At 51.5% G+C, this 15,067-nt stretch carries 12 protein-coding genes; 3 read left to right on the top strand and 9 right to left on the bottom strand.

Annotated features, from left to right (window positions below; all coding sequences use genetic code 11):
* Positions 1-7: 7 nt before the first annotated feature.
* The 4 genes from M495_RS07370 to galU all read right to left on the bottom strand — a co-directional run bounded on the left by M495_RS07370 (position 8) and on the right by galU (position 3,712).
* On the bottom strand, positions 8-442 hold the full coding sequence (locus M495_RS07370; protein WP_020826010.1) for an arsenate reductase/protein-tyrosine-phosphatase family protein: 435 nt from the start codon (positions 440-442) through the stop codon (positions 8-10).
* A gap of 3 nt (positions 443-445) precedes the next feature.
* Positions 446-1,582 carry a polysaccharide export protein gene (locus M495_RS07365; protein WP_020826009.1) on the bottom strand — a complete coding sequence of 379 codons (1,137 nt, stop codon included), beginning with the start codon at positions 1,580-1,582 and terminating at the stop codon, positions 446-448.
* 291 nt (positions 1,583-1,873) lie between these two features.
* Entirely contained in the window at positions 1,874-2,767 is an 894-nt protein-coding gene (locus M495_RS07360; RefSeq protein WP_020826008.1) for a UTP--glucose-1-phosphate uridylyltransferase, read from the bottom strand.
* 45 nt (positions 2,768-2,812) lie between these two features.
* The gene (gene galU / locus M495_RS07355; protein WP_041414364.1) at positions 2,813-3,712 is read right to left on the bottom strand and encodes a UTP--glucose-1-phosphate uridylyltransferase GalU; all 900 of its coding nucleotides are present in this window, start codon (positions 3,710-3,712) and stop codon (positions 2,813-2,815) included.
* Between the two features lie 694 nt (positions 3,713-4,406).
* Here galU and M495_RS07350 point away from each other — a divergent pair.
* Positions 4,407-5,993, top strand: coding sequence for a TerC family protein (locus tag M495_RS07350; RefSeq protein ID WP_020826006.1), 1,587 nt, complete (start codon positions 4,407-4,409; stop codon positions 5,991-5,993).
* A 28-nt stretch (positions 5,994-6,021) separates the two neighbouring features.
* On the opposite strand, the gene dcuC is transcribed toward M495_RS07350, so the two are convergent.
* From dcuC to udk, 4 genes are all read right to left on the bottom strand, one after another.
* Positions 6,022-7,380: an anaerobic C4-dicarboxylate transporter DcuC gene (gene dcuC, locus M495_RS07345; RefSeq protein WP_020826005.1), complete on the bottom strand. Its 1,359-nt coding sequence runs from the start codon at positions 7,378-7,380 to the stop codon at positions 6,022-6,024.
* Positions 7,381-7,573: 193 nt separating this feature from the next.
* Positions 7,574-9,409, bottom strand: coding sequence for an outer membrane assembly protein AsmA (gene asmA, locus M495_RS07340; RefSeq protein WP_041414362.1), 1,836 nt, complete (start codon positions 9,407-9,409; stop codon positions 7,574-7,576).
* Positions 9,410-9,453: 44 nt separating this feature from the next.
* Complete coding sequence (dcd, locus tag M495_RS07335; protein WP_012006010.1) at positions 9,454-10,035, bottom strand: dCTP deaminase; 582 nt, start codon at positions 10,033-10,035, stop codon at positions 9,454-9,456.
* 126 nt (positions 10,036-10,161) lie between these two features.
* Entirely contained in the window at positions 10,162-10,803 is a 642-nt protein-coding gene (gene udk / locus M495_RS07330; protein WP_020826003.1) for a uridine kinase, read from the bottom strand.
* A 243-nt stretch (positions 10,804-11,046) separates the two neighbouring features.
* Here udk and M495_RS07325 point away from each other — a divergent pair, with 243 nt between their 5' ends.
* Positions 11,047-11,661 (top strand): phosphatase PAP2 family protein, encoded by a 615-nt coding sequence (locus tag M495_RS07325; protein WP_020826002.1) that lies wholly within the window; start codon positions 11,047-11,049, stop codon positions 11,659-11,661.
* A 68-nt stretch (positions 11,662-11,729) separates the two neighbouring features.
* Here the strand turns inward: M495_RS07325 and apbC are convergent, their stop codons facing one another.
* Positions 11,730-12,842 (bottom strand): iron-sulfur cluster carrier protein ApbC, encoded by a 1,113-nt coding sequence (gene apbC / locus M495_RS07320; protein ID WP_020826001.1) that lies wholly within the window; start codon positions 12,840-12,842, stop codon positions 11,730-11,732.
* 160 nt (positions 12,843-13,002) lie between these two features.
* Between apbC and metG the strand changes: the two genes are divergently transcribed.
* Positions 13,003-15,030, top strand: a complete 2,028-nt coding sequence (gene metG / locus M495_RS07315; RefSeq protein ID WP_020826000.1) for a methionine--tRNA ligase — start codon at positions 13,003-13,005, stop codon at positions 15,028-15,030.
* The last annotated feature ends 37 nt before the right edge of the window (positions 15,031-15,067 follow it).

Below are 15,067 nucleotides of genomic sequence, written 5' to 3'. Positions count from 1 at the left end.
TTATAAATTATTTATTCAGCACCTGAGCCCACTGTTCAGCGGACTCTTCGAGGAGTTTATATATATGCTCAAATGCTTCTTTGCTTTGCCGATATGGATCTGCAATTTCTTTCTTATCAACCCAATGGCCGAAAAGCATTGTCTTTCCGCGAACTTCAGGTTGAATGTTGCTCACCGCATCAATATGTCTCTTTTCCATTACTAAAATAAGATCATATTGCCTGCATAATGTGGCTGTAAGCTGCTGAGCAATATGCCCATCCAGAGAAAGGCCCTTCTCTGAAGATACCTCTATCGCAGTATCATCCGCAGAGTGTCCTTTTAAGGCACCAAGACCTGCAGAAGCTATTTTTTTGTGTGGCAGTTTCTGTTTAAGAAGACGCTCCCCTATAGGAGAGCGGCATATGTTACCTACGCAAACAACTAAAATTGAATCAAACATATGTTAATTCCATTGTTTGATGAAACGTACCGTTTCAGTCATATCATGTACACCTGTAATTGTTGGTACCAATTGTGAAATAACACGATTCCAACGAACTATTGGTGCAGTAGTAACGTAAACGATATCATAAGGTTGCAATTGGAACTCGGTTCCCATCACCAACGCAGATGCATCTGAAGCATTTAACTGATAGATATTCGCAATCTTCTGACCTTCACTTCCACGTAATGGACGAATGACAAACACACCGGTTGCGTCTGACATGGCCTGATCCATACCTTCAGCATTACCCAGCGCCTCAGTCAAAGTCATCCCGCTTCTGTCCATACGTAAAGTGGATTGTTTTTTTACCTCACCCATCACAAAAACTTTCAAATCATCATTACGCGGGATATATAAGATATCACCAGGGTACAGCAAGCGGTTCTGAGTCAAATCACCTTTTTGCATCAAGGCTTGCAAAGAAATCCGATGCTCTTTTCCATTATGTGTCAACACTACATTTCGCCAATCCGCGCCAGCACTTAAACCACCCGCCGCGTTGACTGCATCCATAATTGTCAATGGAACATTGGTGATAGGTTGCTGGCCTGACTTTTCGACTTCACCGGTCACATAAACTTTTTGTGAACGAAATGCAGCAATACTGACATCAACTTGCGGACTTTCAATATACTGTGCCAACCTTCCTGCTATGTCGCCACGGACCTGACTAACTGTTTTTCCTGAAACTTTTACTTTACCAATATACGGGTAAAAAATAGTCCCATCAGAATTCACCCAGTTACCCGTATCGCTTGCGCTACGATACTGGCCCGCCGGCGTAGTCAATTCTGGATGATCCCATACGGTCACCATTAGCACATCGCCAACGCCAATGCGATATTCATAATTTTGTAGTTCTCGCTCTAGTGATGCATTAGCTTGTGCTATGACTGGCTTTGGTCGTAATTTTTCAATCAGGCTTGGCGTCATTGGATAAATATTCACCAACTTATCGATATCAAAATCACTATCCTGTTGCTTGACTACATCTTTGCCACTGGTTGAAAGGTGAGAACCGGGGACGATCGTACAGCCACTGATCACACTGATCGATACCAAAAGCGGTATCAGTTTCCATTGTTTTTTTGCCATCGAGTTATCATCGCTATCAAAGTAAGAATGTTTGCAGTGCCAAGCCCCGGGCCAACCATAGCGCTATCGGCACTCAGCAAAATGATTTGTCATCTGTTCAAGCGGGTATGAAAAATTCGCACTCATTGTGCAAGCATTGAATTCGCACCTGCTACTATAAAAGTTACGTCAAGAGCATTATTGCATAATAACCAAAAAAAAAGGTATGCCTATCTAAAGGCATCCTCGTTAAACGCAACTTAAAACCACCTAAACATCGACTCTCCCCGACTCTCGGGGAAATTAACTTTATTATAATGAAAGCTGCTCTGCCCAAGCACGAAAAGCCTTACCCTGAGTAGGATGGCGCAAACCATAGGTGACAAATGCCCGCAGATACCCCATTTTTTCGCCACAGTTGAATGATTCGCCCACCAGCTCCATTGCCTCAACCGGTTTGTGTTTTAACAGTTCAGCAATGGCATCCGTAAGCTGGATCCGTCCCCAGGCCCCTGGCTCGGTCTTCTCAAGGAGTGGCCAAATATCTGCAGACAAAACATAGCGTCCCACTGCGGAATAATTGGACTTCAGTTGCACCTCGCGACCAGGCTTCTCGATAATAGAAGTCATCCGCGAGCTCTCACCTGGCTGTAAGCTGTTAGTCTCACATTCAACAACGGAGTAATCATGCAGCACATGCTCATCGGCTGCCTGAACCAGCACCTGACTCAGGCCTGTCTGTTCAAAGCGGGCAATCATATGCGGAAGGTTGTCTTTTTTCAGATTGGCTTTTGCGTCATCAAGTAAGACATCGGGAAGTAAAACGACAAAAGGCGAATCACCTACTAAGGGTTTAGCACAAAGTACCGCATGCCCTAACCCTTTTGGTTGACCTTGACGAATATGCATCAGTGTTACACCTTTTGGTGTAATCGACTGTACCTCGTCCAGCAACTGACGTTTTACACGCGCTTCAAGCATGGCTTCCAGTTCGAATGAGGTATCGAAATGGTTTTCAATCGCATTTTTAGAAGAGTGCGTCACCAAAATAATTTCTTTGATTCCTGCCGCAACACACTCATTGACAATATATTGAATCAATGGCTTATCGACGATCGGCAACATTTCCTTGGGAATAGCCTTGGTTGCAGGCAGCATACGCATACCCAACCCTGCAACAGGAATGACAGCTTTCAACTTGGTCATGGTAATCCTCTTTCAATATTATGATCGTCTTTTCAGCCGCAACTCTTACTTGCTGTTCAACGTCTGCTTTAACCACTGGGTAAAGCCTTCGCCTTCCGAGGTGTGACGCAGACCATACTGCACGAATGCCTTCATATAACCCAGCTTATCACCACAGTCGTGTGATTTGCCGCTCATGTGGAAAGCCTCTACGGTTTCCTGCTCCATCAATGCCGCAATGGCATCGGTCAGTTGAATTTCATCACCGGCGCCCGGTAAGGTTTTTTCCAGTAGCGGCCAGATATCGGCCGACAGAACATAACGCCCCACTACCGCCAAGTTAGAAGGTGCATCTTCAAGCGCTGGCTTTTCAACAACCGCCGTCATCGGGGTACTCTGACCTGCAGATAACGTTGCACCACCGCAATCGACAACCCCGTATTTCGAGACGTCTTGCTCCGGTACCGGTTCCACCATGATCTGGCTAAAACCAGTCTCCGTAAAACGTTCGATCATCTTGGCCAGGTTTTCTTTACGCAGGTCTGCAGTGGAATCATCCAACAATACGTCAGGCAGCAAAACGACAAATGGCTCATCACCTACCATAGGTTTGGCACATAACACCGCGTGACCCAAACCTTTTGCCTGCCCCTGGCGCACTTGCATAACCGTCACGTCGGCTGGGCAGATAGTCTGCACTTCTTCCAGTAACTGACGCTTTACGCGGGATTCCAAAACGGCCTCTAGCTCAAAAGAGGTATCGAAGTGGTTTTCAATCGCATTTTTTGAGGAGTGGGTGACCAGCACAATGTCTTTGATCCCGGCAGCCACACACTCGTTAACAATGTACTGAATCAGTGGTTTATCGACCACCGGCAGCATTTCTTTAGGAATGGCTTTCGTGGCTGGCAACATACGGGTTCCCAGGCCAGCTACGGGGATCACAGCCTTCAGTCTCTTTTGCATGTTTTTTTATCCACAATCAAATAACTATAACGCAGCTGAACTCAGCCTATCCCAAGACGCTTATGAAATCTGGATCAACGTGGTTTAGCCACGCTACCGCCCCTGGCTTTCAGCTACCAATGCACTGTCATCGTTCTCTTATGTCGGCGTTGTATGGGCGTCCGGCGACTAATCGCATTTTAATGTAAGTTAAGGATCCTGCTCTTTTGTTAAGCGTTCGACAGATCACAGAAAAGACAAAATAAATACACCCTTATAACCAAACGATGATACTTGTAAATGTTTATATGGCTAAGATTCTTATACTATTGCCTTATCGATACAAGCCTAAGATACCCGTTAAGTACCCTTTTCAGAATAAGACTACCAAGACGGAAAGATTGTACAAAGTCTAACAGTCCATAATGTCCCTAACGATATGTTTTTAAAACCTTATATTTCCGTTGATTTTATCTACAACTTCCCATACTTCTGCTCCAGTACCAGATTCTTCACTCAAAAACCCTCATATTTCCACTTCGTATTGTGTTGTTCTCCACTTAAGGGGGTGATTTTTTATGCACTATTTTGGCCATTTCCTTCATTTTGCTTGCTTGTCATGCCAGACAGCGGTTTTAAAGTTGAATTTTCCCCGTCAAGCACCCATCATTCACAGGCGGCATAAGCCGTCGAACTTACAGGTGAAATTGGGCGTATGGAATGGATCGCAGATCCAACAATTTGGGCCGGCCTGGCCACTCTGGTCGTGCTGGAAATCGTTCTGGGTATAGACAACCTTATCTTTATCGCCATTCTGGCGGAAAAATTACCTAAACATCAAAGAGATAAAGCCCGCATCGTTGGCTTGTTACTGGCACTGCTGATGCGCTTGGCCCTGCTGGCTTCCATCTCGTGGTTGGCCACGCTCACCCAACCGCTGTTTTTTGCCGCCGGTCATCCGTTTAGCGGACGCGACCTTATTATGCTGGTCGGGGGTATCTTCCTGTTGTTCAAAGCTACCATGGAGCTTAACGAGCGGCTGGAGGGTAAAGATGAAGAGCAACATGGTTCGCGCAAAGGCGCCCGTTTCTGGCCTGTGGTGGCGCAAATTGTGGTGTTGGATGCCGTCTTCTCGCTCGACTCGGTGATAACCGCCGTCGGCATGGTCGACCATCTCGCCGTCATGATGATTGCGGTTTGTATCGCTATCGGCTTGATGCTGTTGGCCAGCAAGCCATTAACACGCTTCGTCAATGCCCATCCTACAATCGTCATCCTGTGCCTGAGCTTCCTGCTGATGATCGGCTTTAGCCTGGTCGCCGAAGGTTTTGGCTACCACATTCCTAAAGGCTATTTGTACGCTGCAATAGGCTTCTCCGTAATGATTGAAGCGTTGAACCAGCTGTCACAGTTTAATCGCCGCCGTTTTCTTTCCAAGGTGCGGCCCCTGCGCGAACGAACGGCAGAAGCCGTGCTGCGCATGCTGAGCGGCAAGCATGAGGAAGCTGAAGTGGACAGCCACTCCGCTAATCTACTGGCCGATAGCGACAGTGAAAGCGGCGAGATTTTCAATCAGCAGGAACGTCACATGATAGAACGCGTGCTGGGCATGGCACAGCGTACGGTTAGCAGCATCATGACCTCCCGCCATGATGTGGAATACCTTGAGTTGAACGATCCACAAGAAAAACTGACCCAGTTGCTGGAAAAAAACCAGCATACGCGCATCGTTGTGGTGGAAAACAGCGCCAGTGATGAGCCGCTCGGCGTCATCCATACTATTGACGTGTTGAAACAGCAGTTGAACCAAGCCCCACTTGATTTACGCTCTCTGGTGCTGCAACCGCTGATCTTCCCCGAACAGTTAACCCTGCTGAGTGCGCTGGAGCAATTCCGCCAGGCACAGACGCATTTTGCCTTTGTGGTTGATGAGTTCGGCTCGGTCGAAGGGATTGTCACGCTGACCGACGTGATGGAAACCATCGCCGGTAACCTGCCGGAAGCAGGTGAAGAAGTCGATGCCCGGCATGACATCCAGCAAAATGAGGATGGCAGTTGGACTGCCAATGGCTATATGCCACTGGAGGATTTGGTACTTTATCTGCCATTACCACTGGAGGATAAGCGTGAGTACCACACGCTGGCTGGCTTGTTGATGGAGCACAGCCAACGTATCCCTCAGGAAGGTGAGCAATTGCGGATCGGTGACTACCTGTTTGAACCGCTGGAAGTCAGCAGCCACCGTATTTTGAAAGTGAAAATCACGCCGTTGTCAGTACCAGAACCGGACTACGAAGTTTAAACTCAGGCCGGGCCTAGCCCGGCTTCTTTTATAAATGCTGGGGAACCAGCAACTCCGTCGCCACGATAACCACGATTAACCCGACGATCACCGGCACCGAAGTGCGTTTTACCACCTCGAAAGGCGAGATCTTAGCCATGCCGGCCACCGCAACCACCACGCCGGAAACCGGTGACAGGGTGCGTCCCAGATTTGACGCCTGTAGCATCGGGATCACCAGATACGCCGGATTAACCCCCATCTGTGCCGCCAATTTAGGGATAAGTTCAACGAAAGCATAAAATGGCGCATTACCCGAACCGGTCGTCATGGCTGCCAGCATGGTAATCACCACCAACACCAACATCATGATAATGCCACCGGTACCGAACGACTGCGCCAGGCTAATCAGCCCACTGATAAACCCGACGGTACTCAACCCTTGAGCGAAAACGCCGGCTGCCACCAACAGCATAACGACGCTGGCGAACGCATCCGCCATACCGCGATAGGCCACTTCCAACCCGGTGAATACCTGTTTGGCGCTAAAACTGCGCAGAAATTCAATTACCGCCGCCAGCAACATGCACCCGACCAACACGGTGATGATATGCAGTTCCGGCCCCCATTTGCCGTCAAATACCAATACACCGAGTATCGGTGTGAAAGGCAGTACGGCGTAGAAACCGGGTGCGTGGGTGGTGATTTCACTCACATCCATAATGTGATGCTGTTCGTTGTTCTTTTTGTCCAGATAGCGTTGCCAGAAGAAATGCGCGATGGCCATGCAGACAATGGCCGCAATGGAAATCGGTAAAGTGGTTTTAAATGCAAAATCGACCAGTGGCATTTCCGCCGCCTTGGCTGCCAACACCACGTCACCCGAGGTTGGCGCCAGGATAATCGCCGCAGGCGAAGCACAGATAGCTGCCGCCGCCCCTCGGCTGATGCCGACGTTGACCATCAACGGGAATAACGTGGCCATCAGCAACACGCCCAGGCCCGTAGCTGAAGAGACCGCCAGTGACATCAGACAAGCGACAAAATAAGCCGCGACCATCAAAAGATAGGGAGAGTTGATCATCTGCAGCGGACGAGAAGCCAGCTTCACCACCACATCATTCGCGCCAATGTGCGTCATATAAGCGGCAAAGCCACACAGCATCATAATCATCATGCCAAGATCGCCACCGCGACTCATCAGCAAGATTTTGACGTATTCGATGATGTCAGTCGCACGCCACCCGGTAGTGGCAGCACTGGCAGGCAACAGGCTTTTGCCCATCAGGGCGCTGATTGCCAACAGCAATAAGCCCCCCACCATCAACACCCCGGTAGCGGAGTAGCCCTTGATGATGTAGCGGCCAACGCCCGCCGCGACGACCGCCCCAATCAGAAGCTCTATCATATTCCCTCAACTTATCTTTATCGTTATTGACCATGCCAAAGCGTATAAATCGCTTAACTGCGCACACTCTGCACAAACTCAGCCAAATGCATCATGATGTTCGTCAATGTTACGGGAGGAAATTATTGGGGGGAGAAACACTTTACGGGGTTTATCAAAAATGCGGGCCGAGAACCGACCCGCATCGTTAAGATTAGAGTTTATCGAGCAGCTTTTTCAGATCCTGCCCTTCGCGTGAATCCTGGTTCTTTTCAGCCCATTTGTTCAGCGCGTCCTTCGCCCGGTTCTGCAGCGTTTTACGCAGTACCTGATCGACCTGCAATTGGTAGTTGAGCTGATTCCACGGGCCATAAACCCGCAACGGAATCGGCGTTTTCTGCAGTTGTTCGATCAGATCGCTGCGCCCTTGCCAACCACCGGTTACCCGCACATTAAGCGCCATATCGCACTGTTTGCCCGGCATATTTACGCTGCCGCCACCACTGAGGTTCAACAACGGGGAATCTGCGCCCAGCTCGGTGATTTTTATCATGCCGTGATTTAGGCTGGCTTTCGCCGACAATTGCTTCACTTCGGTGTAACGCTGGTAATCGTCTTGCCCGCGCACGCTGTTGTCGTTACGCGCCACCGCTTGCTGAATCAGTTGCTGAATATTCAGGCCGTGCAACTGCGCGTCCTGCATCGTCATCTGAGCCGTGCCCTGCCAGCGTCGTTCAAATGACTGTGAGGTAAAGCGATCGCCGGTTAAATCCCCCTGCATGCTGAATTTGCCGGTCAACACCTGTGGCATCTCAAACGCTTTCAAAACGGTGCCAAGTTCAACCTGTTTCAGTACCGGCTGTACAGTGATTACCGGGTGGCTGCCCCGGGCGTCGAGCGTCCCCGGCAACGCGAAATCACCACCGGCCAACTGACCTGAGAATGAATGCGATGTTAACAAGCCCTGGCGGTTTTCCGCCTCTAGCACCAAATGGGCAATGCTCATACCGCGATAGGTCAGTTGATCCACGTTCAGTTTGAGTTGCGCGTTAAAGTCTCGCAACACCTCTAGATTTTGTTGCGGATCGTCAATTTGGCTGGCAATGACTGGCGCCGAAGTCACGCCCTGCGCTTGCTGGACTTGCGAACCGTTGGATTGCCAACCGGTATACGCATCCATATTCACCGCAGTGGATGCCAGGTTCAGCACATAAGTCGGGATTTCACCGAGTTTAATATCGGCTGCACCGGTAAACCGGCTGTCATTAGCGCTAACATTCAGTTGGCTCAGCGCGACTTGCTGTGGTGTTTGTTGATATACCACCTGAGTGGTGCCATCACCCTTGATGCCACCGGCCAGAATGTCTGCACCTTCCAGTTGGTAACTGAACTGGCTCACATTGGCCGCAATACGCCGAGGGTATTGCTGTAAATCGATATCCGCTGCGATGCTGAAACTTAGATCGCGTTGATTGCGGTTCACCCGGCTGGACAGTTCCATTTGCGCCTGGCGTTTGGCATTTTGCTGCAGGCTGAGGTTGATATCGCGAACGTTAATCTGTTCGTTATTGGGGCGCTGCCAAATCAGCAGGCTGTCCACCACGCGAAGGTTATCGATATCAAATTTCCAGGGCGTATCTACCGACGCTTCAGCACGGCCGGCGGGAGCAATAGGCGCATCAGGTTGATCTTGTTCTTCACTTTCTGGCGTAAGGCGGATGACGGCATTTTTCAGCATCACCTGTTTTACAAACAGTTGATGCGACAGCAACGGCAGCAGTTTGACATCAAGACGCATGTTTTCTGCGCTCACCACTGGGGCTGTGGCCCCCGGCGCGGTCAGCGTCATACGCCCTGCAAGAATGCTGAGCTGTGGCCAGATATGCCAACGCAGATCGCCATCCAACGTCAGATGATAACCGCTCTTTTGTTCAACCTTCGTGACCATGTAGGCACGAAAATCATTCGGATTAACCAACAGTACCAGCGCAGACATCCCCGCCACCAGCACCACCAGCAAAATCACCAAAGTCGTCAGTAATCTTCTCATGCCATCCTCTTGTCAACGCCACACCGACAGTGCTTCCAGCGCTGTTAGTCCTTGTCGATTCGACTGGCTACCGCACCCTGTTGATCGCGGTATTTTGCATCCTGCCGGCTGTTGTAAGGACGTGCCGCCGGCCCTGAAAGCGGTTCAAAACTCAGCGCGCCAATCAGCATGCCCGGGCGTAATGCCAGCGGCAGCTTACCTGAATTATAGAACTCCAGAACAATTCGGCCCTGCCAGCCTGGGTCGATACGGTGTGCGGTAACGTGCACCATTAAACCCAGACGCGCCAGAGAGGAACGACCGTCCAGCCACCCCACCAGATCGTTTGGCAGCGTCACCGACTCCAGCGTCACCGCAAGTGCCAGTTCGCCCGGATGCAGGAAAAAGGCTTCGCCTTCTGGCAGAACGATTTCATCACTCATCACGCGATCCAATGCGGCACTGACTTCGTCTTTCGGCCCACTGAGATCGATAAACGCGGCGGTGTGGCCGCGAAACACGCGGAACTGATTGCCTAAACGGACATCCACTGTGGCCCCGTTAATACGCTCAATCGGCGGACGCGGTGAAATCACCAGTTTTTCGCAATCCAGCCAGGCTTCTATATCACGGTCGCACAGTCTCATTTGTTTATCTCCATCAAAGCGTGTCACTAAAACAAAAATTGCCACACAACGAGCGAAAGGTCTACGCTGCAGCGTAAATAGTTGCCCGCTGGCCGGAAACACAGGTTTCCCGGCCATTGAACGGCATTATTCAAAGAATTGGCTGATTTTGGCTTTCAGAATATCGATCGCAATGCGGTTTTTACCCCCGCGAGGAACGATAATGTCAGCATATTGTTTGGAAGGTTCGATAAACTGCAGGAACATCGGACGAACGGTTTTCTGGTATTGCGCCATCACCGAATCCATTGACCGACCACGCTCATTCACGTCGCGCTTCATACGGCGCATTAAGCAAATATCCAGTGGCGTATCGACAAAGATCGAGAAGTTCATTTCCTGACGCAAACGGATGTCCGTTAATAGCAGGATCCCCTCCAAAATAATCACCTTTTTCGGTTCCAGGTGAACAGTCTCTTTTTTGCGTGTGTGTTCGGTGTAGCTATACAAAGGTAATTCTATCGCCCTGCCTGATTTCAGCATTTGCAGATGCTGGAACAGCAGATTGTGGTCCATGGCACTCGGGTGGTCATAGTTGGTCTTGACCCGTTCTTCCATGGTCAGGTGTGTCTGGTCTTTGTAGTAACTGTCTTCAGGAATAACGCCGATATGTTCATCGCCAACCTGATCGCGAAGCTCACGATACAATGTACTGGCGATAAGGCTTTTTCCGGAGGCAGATGCGCCGGCGATACCAATAATGACGCACTGATGCGGCTTGTCAGTCATAAAATTAAAGACCTGATTTCGTAGTGTGAAGGGGGGGACTAAAACGCGACAATTATAGGGAGTTAGCGGGCATTGCGCCAGACTATATTGGCGCCGTTGGGCGCTATCTGCGGTTATTTCGCCAGAATAGGCATGGCAGCGTTTTAAGATTATTGCGTCTAGGGCAATTGAACGCCACAGGGTAAACTCCGACGCTTGCTCATCATCCTGCTAATGGGATGATATCTTTTACCGGAGATTGACGTGCTGGACTGGCATTTTCTGACATTTTTTGGCGACAGCATGTTGCTGTTGCCCTGCTCGCTGATTCTTTTTGCCGTATTGGTCGCCCCTCGCACCACCCGGACTGCCGGCTGGCAGTGGGCGCTGGTCTTCGGCTGCGCCGGTGGCGTGGTGTGTGCATCCAAACTGGCCTTTATGGGCTGGGGCATTGGCATTAAAAGCTATGATTTTACCGGTTTTAGCGGCCACTCTGCGTTGGCGGCCAGCATCTGGCCAGTACTGCTCTGGACGTTGACCGGCCGATTTTCTCATGCCGTGCGCAGCATGGCGCTGGTGGTGGGTCTGGTCTTGCCGCTTACCATCGGGCTCTCTCGGCTTGCTATCCATGTGCACTCACCTTCGGAAGTGGTGAGCGGACTGATTCTGGGTTATCTGGCCAGCACCCTGTTCCTGTGGTTGCAGCGTGGTAAACCACGCCCCCAGCTTTCCGTTCCGCAGATTATCGTCGCACTGGCGCTACCAATGGTGCTCATGGGCGTACGGCAACCGGCACCGACTCAGGGGCTGTTGGAGCATATTGCCACCGTATTGGCACAGATCGAACGCCCGTACACCAGGGCTGATTTGCACAAATAAGTTATTCCCCCATAAGCAAAACCCCGGAAATATCCGGGGTTTTATCTTTCTGCCTGCGACGATTACAACTACAACGCGCGGAAAGAAATTTCTGTTGGGATAGCTTCGCCCTGCCAGTACATTTGCGCGGCCACCCGGCCGGCAAGTTGGCGATACAGTTCGGCAAACTCACTGTCCGGTCGGCTTATCACCGTTGGCGCACCGCGATCCAAATCCTCGCGCAGAGAAATGTGCAGCGGCAGTTGCCCCAACAGGCGGCTGTGGTATTTCTTCACCAGCTTCTCCGCCCCGCCGGTACCGAAGATCGGCTCGTGATGTCCGCAGTTGCTGCAAATATGCACGCTCATGTTTTCCACGATACCCAAGACCGGCACATGCACTTTTTCAAACATCACAATGCCCTTGGCGGCATCGAGCAGCGCAATATCCTGCGGTGTTGTAACAACCAGAGCGCCAGTGACCGGAATATTTTGCGACAGCGTCAACTGGATGTCGCCAGTGCCCGGCGGCATATCCAGCACCAAATAGTCCAGATCCGGCCACAGCGTGTCCTGCAGCAGTTGCATCAGCGCCTTGCTGGCCATTGGGCCACGCCAAACCATGGCGTTGTCATCGGTCACCAGATAACCGATCGAGTTGGTCGCTAACCCGTGGGCCACGATCGGCGCCATGTGCTGACCGTCCGGCGAGGTTGGTCGCTCGTTTTCGGTCCCCAGCATGTTCGGAATTGACGGGCCATAGATGTCGGCGTCCAAAATACCGACCTTGGCGCCTTCTGCCACCAGCGCTAACGCCAGGTTAACCGCTGTGGTGGATTTGCCTACCCCGCCCTTGCCGGAACTGATGGCGATAATATTGCGCACGCCCTTGATGCCAGCCTGATCGTTGGCGCGTTTCAGCGTGGTGATATCATGCTTCAGTTTCCAGTCAATCGCTTCGGCGCCGGTCACGCGCAGCAGTTCTGCGCTGACGCTGTCTTTGAGCGCCTCAAAACCACTTTGCCAGGCAAAGGGCATGGTCAATTCAATATGCAGCACATTATCCAGCAGCGCGCAGTGGTGAATTGCCTTCAGCGCAGTCAGATTGTTTTTTAACGTCGGGTGTTCAAAGGCGGCCAGTACACCGGTCACCAGGGCACGCAGAACTTCGGGGTTGGTCTGCTCGGGGGATTTTGCGTTCATCCCGGCTCCTTGATTTTGAATGGATAGCTTCCCGCTAAGCATATCAGAAGTGAGAGCCGGTCGGCGCATGTCCGCACAAAGAAACCGCCCTAGCCGTGGCGGGCGCGATCGGGTAACATCGAAGACCCTTTTTATTCATTACAGAAACCAAGTTCTCACTATGGCTCAAGTCGCGAAAAAATTATTGGTGACGTGCGCGCTACCGTACGCAAATGGTTCCATCCATCTCGGCCACATGCTCGAGCATATCCAGGCAGATATCTGGGTTCGTTACCAACGAATGCGCGGCAACGAGGTTCATTTCATCTGTGCGGACGATGCGCACGGCACGCCAATCATGCTGAAAGCTCAGCAGTTGGGCATCAAGCCGGAAGAAATGATTGCGGAGATGAGCCAGGAACACCAACAGGATTTCGCCGGTTTTGGCATCAGCTATGATAACTATCATTCCACCCATAGCGATGAAAACCGTGAACTGTCGAGCCTGATTTACGGCCGCCTGAAAGAAAACGGCTTTATCAAGAACCGCACCATTTCCCAGCTGTACGATCCGGAGAAAGGCATGTTCCTGCCCGACCGTTTCGTCAAAGGCACCTGCCCGAAATGTAAATCACCGGACCAATACGGCGACAACTGCGAAGTCTGCGGCGCGACCTACAGCCCGACCGAGTTGATCGAGCCGAAATCCGTGGTTTCCGGGGCAACACCGGTATTGCGTGATTCAGAGCACTTCTTCTTTGATCTGCCGTCGTTCAGCGAAATGCTGCAGGCCTGGACCCGTTCCGGCGCGCTGCAAGAACAGGTGGCAAACAAGATGCAGGAGTGGTTCGAATCCGGCCTGCAACAGTGGGATATCTCCCGCGATGCGCCGTATTTCGGCTTTGAAATCCCGGACGCGCCGGGCAAATACTTCTACGTCTGGCTAGATGCGCCTATCGGTTACATGGGTTCATTCAAAAACCTGTGCGACAAGCGCGGCGATCTGGATTTCGACGAGTTCTGGCGTAAGGACTCCACGACCGAGCTGTATCACTTTATCGGTAAAGACATCGTTTATTTCCACAGCCTGTTCTGGCCGGCGATGCTGGAAGGCAGTAACTTCCGCAAACCGACCAATCTGTTCGTGCACGGCTATGTGACAGTGAACGGCGCCAAGATGTCCAAATCTCGCGGCACTTTCATCAAGGCCGGCACCTACTTGCAACACCTGGATGCCGACTGCCTGCGTTATTACTACGCCGCCAAGCTGTCTTCACGCATTGACGATATCGACCTGAATCTGGAAGATTTCGTGCAGCGGGTGAACGCCGACATCGTCAACAAAGTGGTCAACCTGGCTTCGCGCAACGCCGGCTTTATCAGCAAGCGTTTCGGTGGCCAACTGGCCGACAAGCTGGCCGATCCGGCGCTGTACCAGACCTTCGTTGACGCAGCGCAAAGCATCGCCGACGCCTACGCCAGCCGTGAGTCGGGCCGTGCAATCCGCGAAATCATGGCGCTGGCCGATTTGGCTAACCGCTATGTGGACGAACAGGCTCCTTGGGTGGTGGCGAAGCAAGAAGGCCGCGATGCCGATCTGCAGGCCATCTGTTCCATGGGCATCAACCTGTTCCGCGTGCTGATGACCTATCTGAAACCGGTGCTGCCGTCACTGACCGAACGTACCGAAGCCTTCCTCAACTGCGAGCTTACCTGGGACAGCATCCAGCAACCGCTGTTGGGGCATCAGGTCAACGCATTCAAGGCGCTGTTCAACCGTATCGACCTGGATAAGGTCAATGAAATGGTTAGCGCCTCGAAAGAAGACATGGCGGCAACGAAAGTGGTCAGCGGGCCGTTGGCGGACGATCCTATTCAGGAAACCATCACCTTTGACGATTTCGCCAAGGTTGATATGCGCATTGCGCTGATCAAGAGCGCCGACTTTGTTGAAGGTTCAGACAAGTTGCTGAAGCTGCAGCTGGATCTGGGCGGCGAATCACGTCAGATCTTCTCTGGCATTCGCTCCGCTTACCCGGATCCGAAAGCGCTTGAAGGCCGTCTGACCATCATGGTCGCCAACCTGGCACCGCGTAAAATGCGCTTCGGGATTTCTGAAGGCATGGTGATGGCTGCCGGCCCAGGAGGGAAAGAGATCTTCCTGCTGAGCCCGGACAGCGGCGCACAGCCAGGAATGCAGGTGAAATAATACCTGTTTTCCAACCTCTAAAGGGTCGAGCTTGCTC

Source organism: Serratia liquefaciens ATCC 27592, from assembly GCF_000422085.1.
Lineage (GTDB): Bacteria > Pseudomonadota > Gammaproteobacteria > Enterobacterales > Enterobacteriaceae > Serratia > Serratia liquefaciens.
This window is presented reverse-complemented; position numbering and strand designations above follow the sequence as displayed.

What these genes read in the sequence shown, in the direction of transcription:
- M495_RS07370 (WP_020826010.1), bottom strand. Translation starts at nt 442, where the DNA reads ATGTTTGATTCAATTTTAGTTGTTTGCGTAGGTAACATATGCCGCTCT.
- M495_RS07360 (WP_020826008.1), bottom strand. Translation starts at nt 2,767, where the DNA reads ATGACCAAGTTGAAAGCTGTCATTCCTGTTGCAGGGTTGGGTATGCGT.
- asmA (WP_041414362.1), bottom strand. Translation starts at nt 9,409, where the DNA reads ATGAGAAGATTACTGACGACTTTGGTGATTTTGCTGGTGGTGCTGGTG.
- apbC (WP_020826001.1), bottom strand. Translation starts at nt 12,842, where the DNA reads ATGAACGCAAAATCCCCCGAGCAGACCAACCCCGAAGTTCTGCGTGCC.
- dcuC (WP_020826005.1), bottom strand. Translation starts at nt 7,380, where the DNA reads ATGATAGAGCTTCTGATTGGGGCGGTCGTCGCGGCGGGCGTTGGCCGC.
- galU (WP_041414364.1), bottom strand. Translation starts at nt 3,712, where the DNA reads ATGCAAAAGAGACTGAAGGCTGTGATCCCCGTAGCTGGCCTGGGAACC.
- dcd (WP_012006010.1), bottom strand. Translation starts at nt 10,035, where the DNA reads ATGAGACTGTGCGACCGTGATATAGAAGCCTGGCTGGATTGCGAAAAA.
- M495_RS07350 (WP_020826006.1), top strand. Translation starts at nt 4,407, where the DNA reads ATGGAATGGATCGCAGATCCAACAATTTGGGCCGGCCTGGCCACTCTG.
- metG (WP_020826000.1), top strand. Translation starts at nt 13,003, where the DNA reads ATGGCTCAAGTCGCGAAAAAATTATTGGTGACGTGCGCGCTACCGTAC.
- udk (WP_020826003.1), bottom strand. Translation starts at nt 10,803, where the DNA reads ATGACTGACAAGCCGCATCAGTGCGTCATTATTGGTATCGCCGGCGCA.
- M495_RS07365 (WP_020826009.1), bottom strand. Translation starts at nt 1,582, where the DNA reads ATGGCAAAAAAACAATGGAAACTGATACCGCTTTTGGTATCGATCAGT.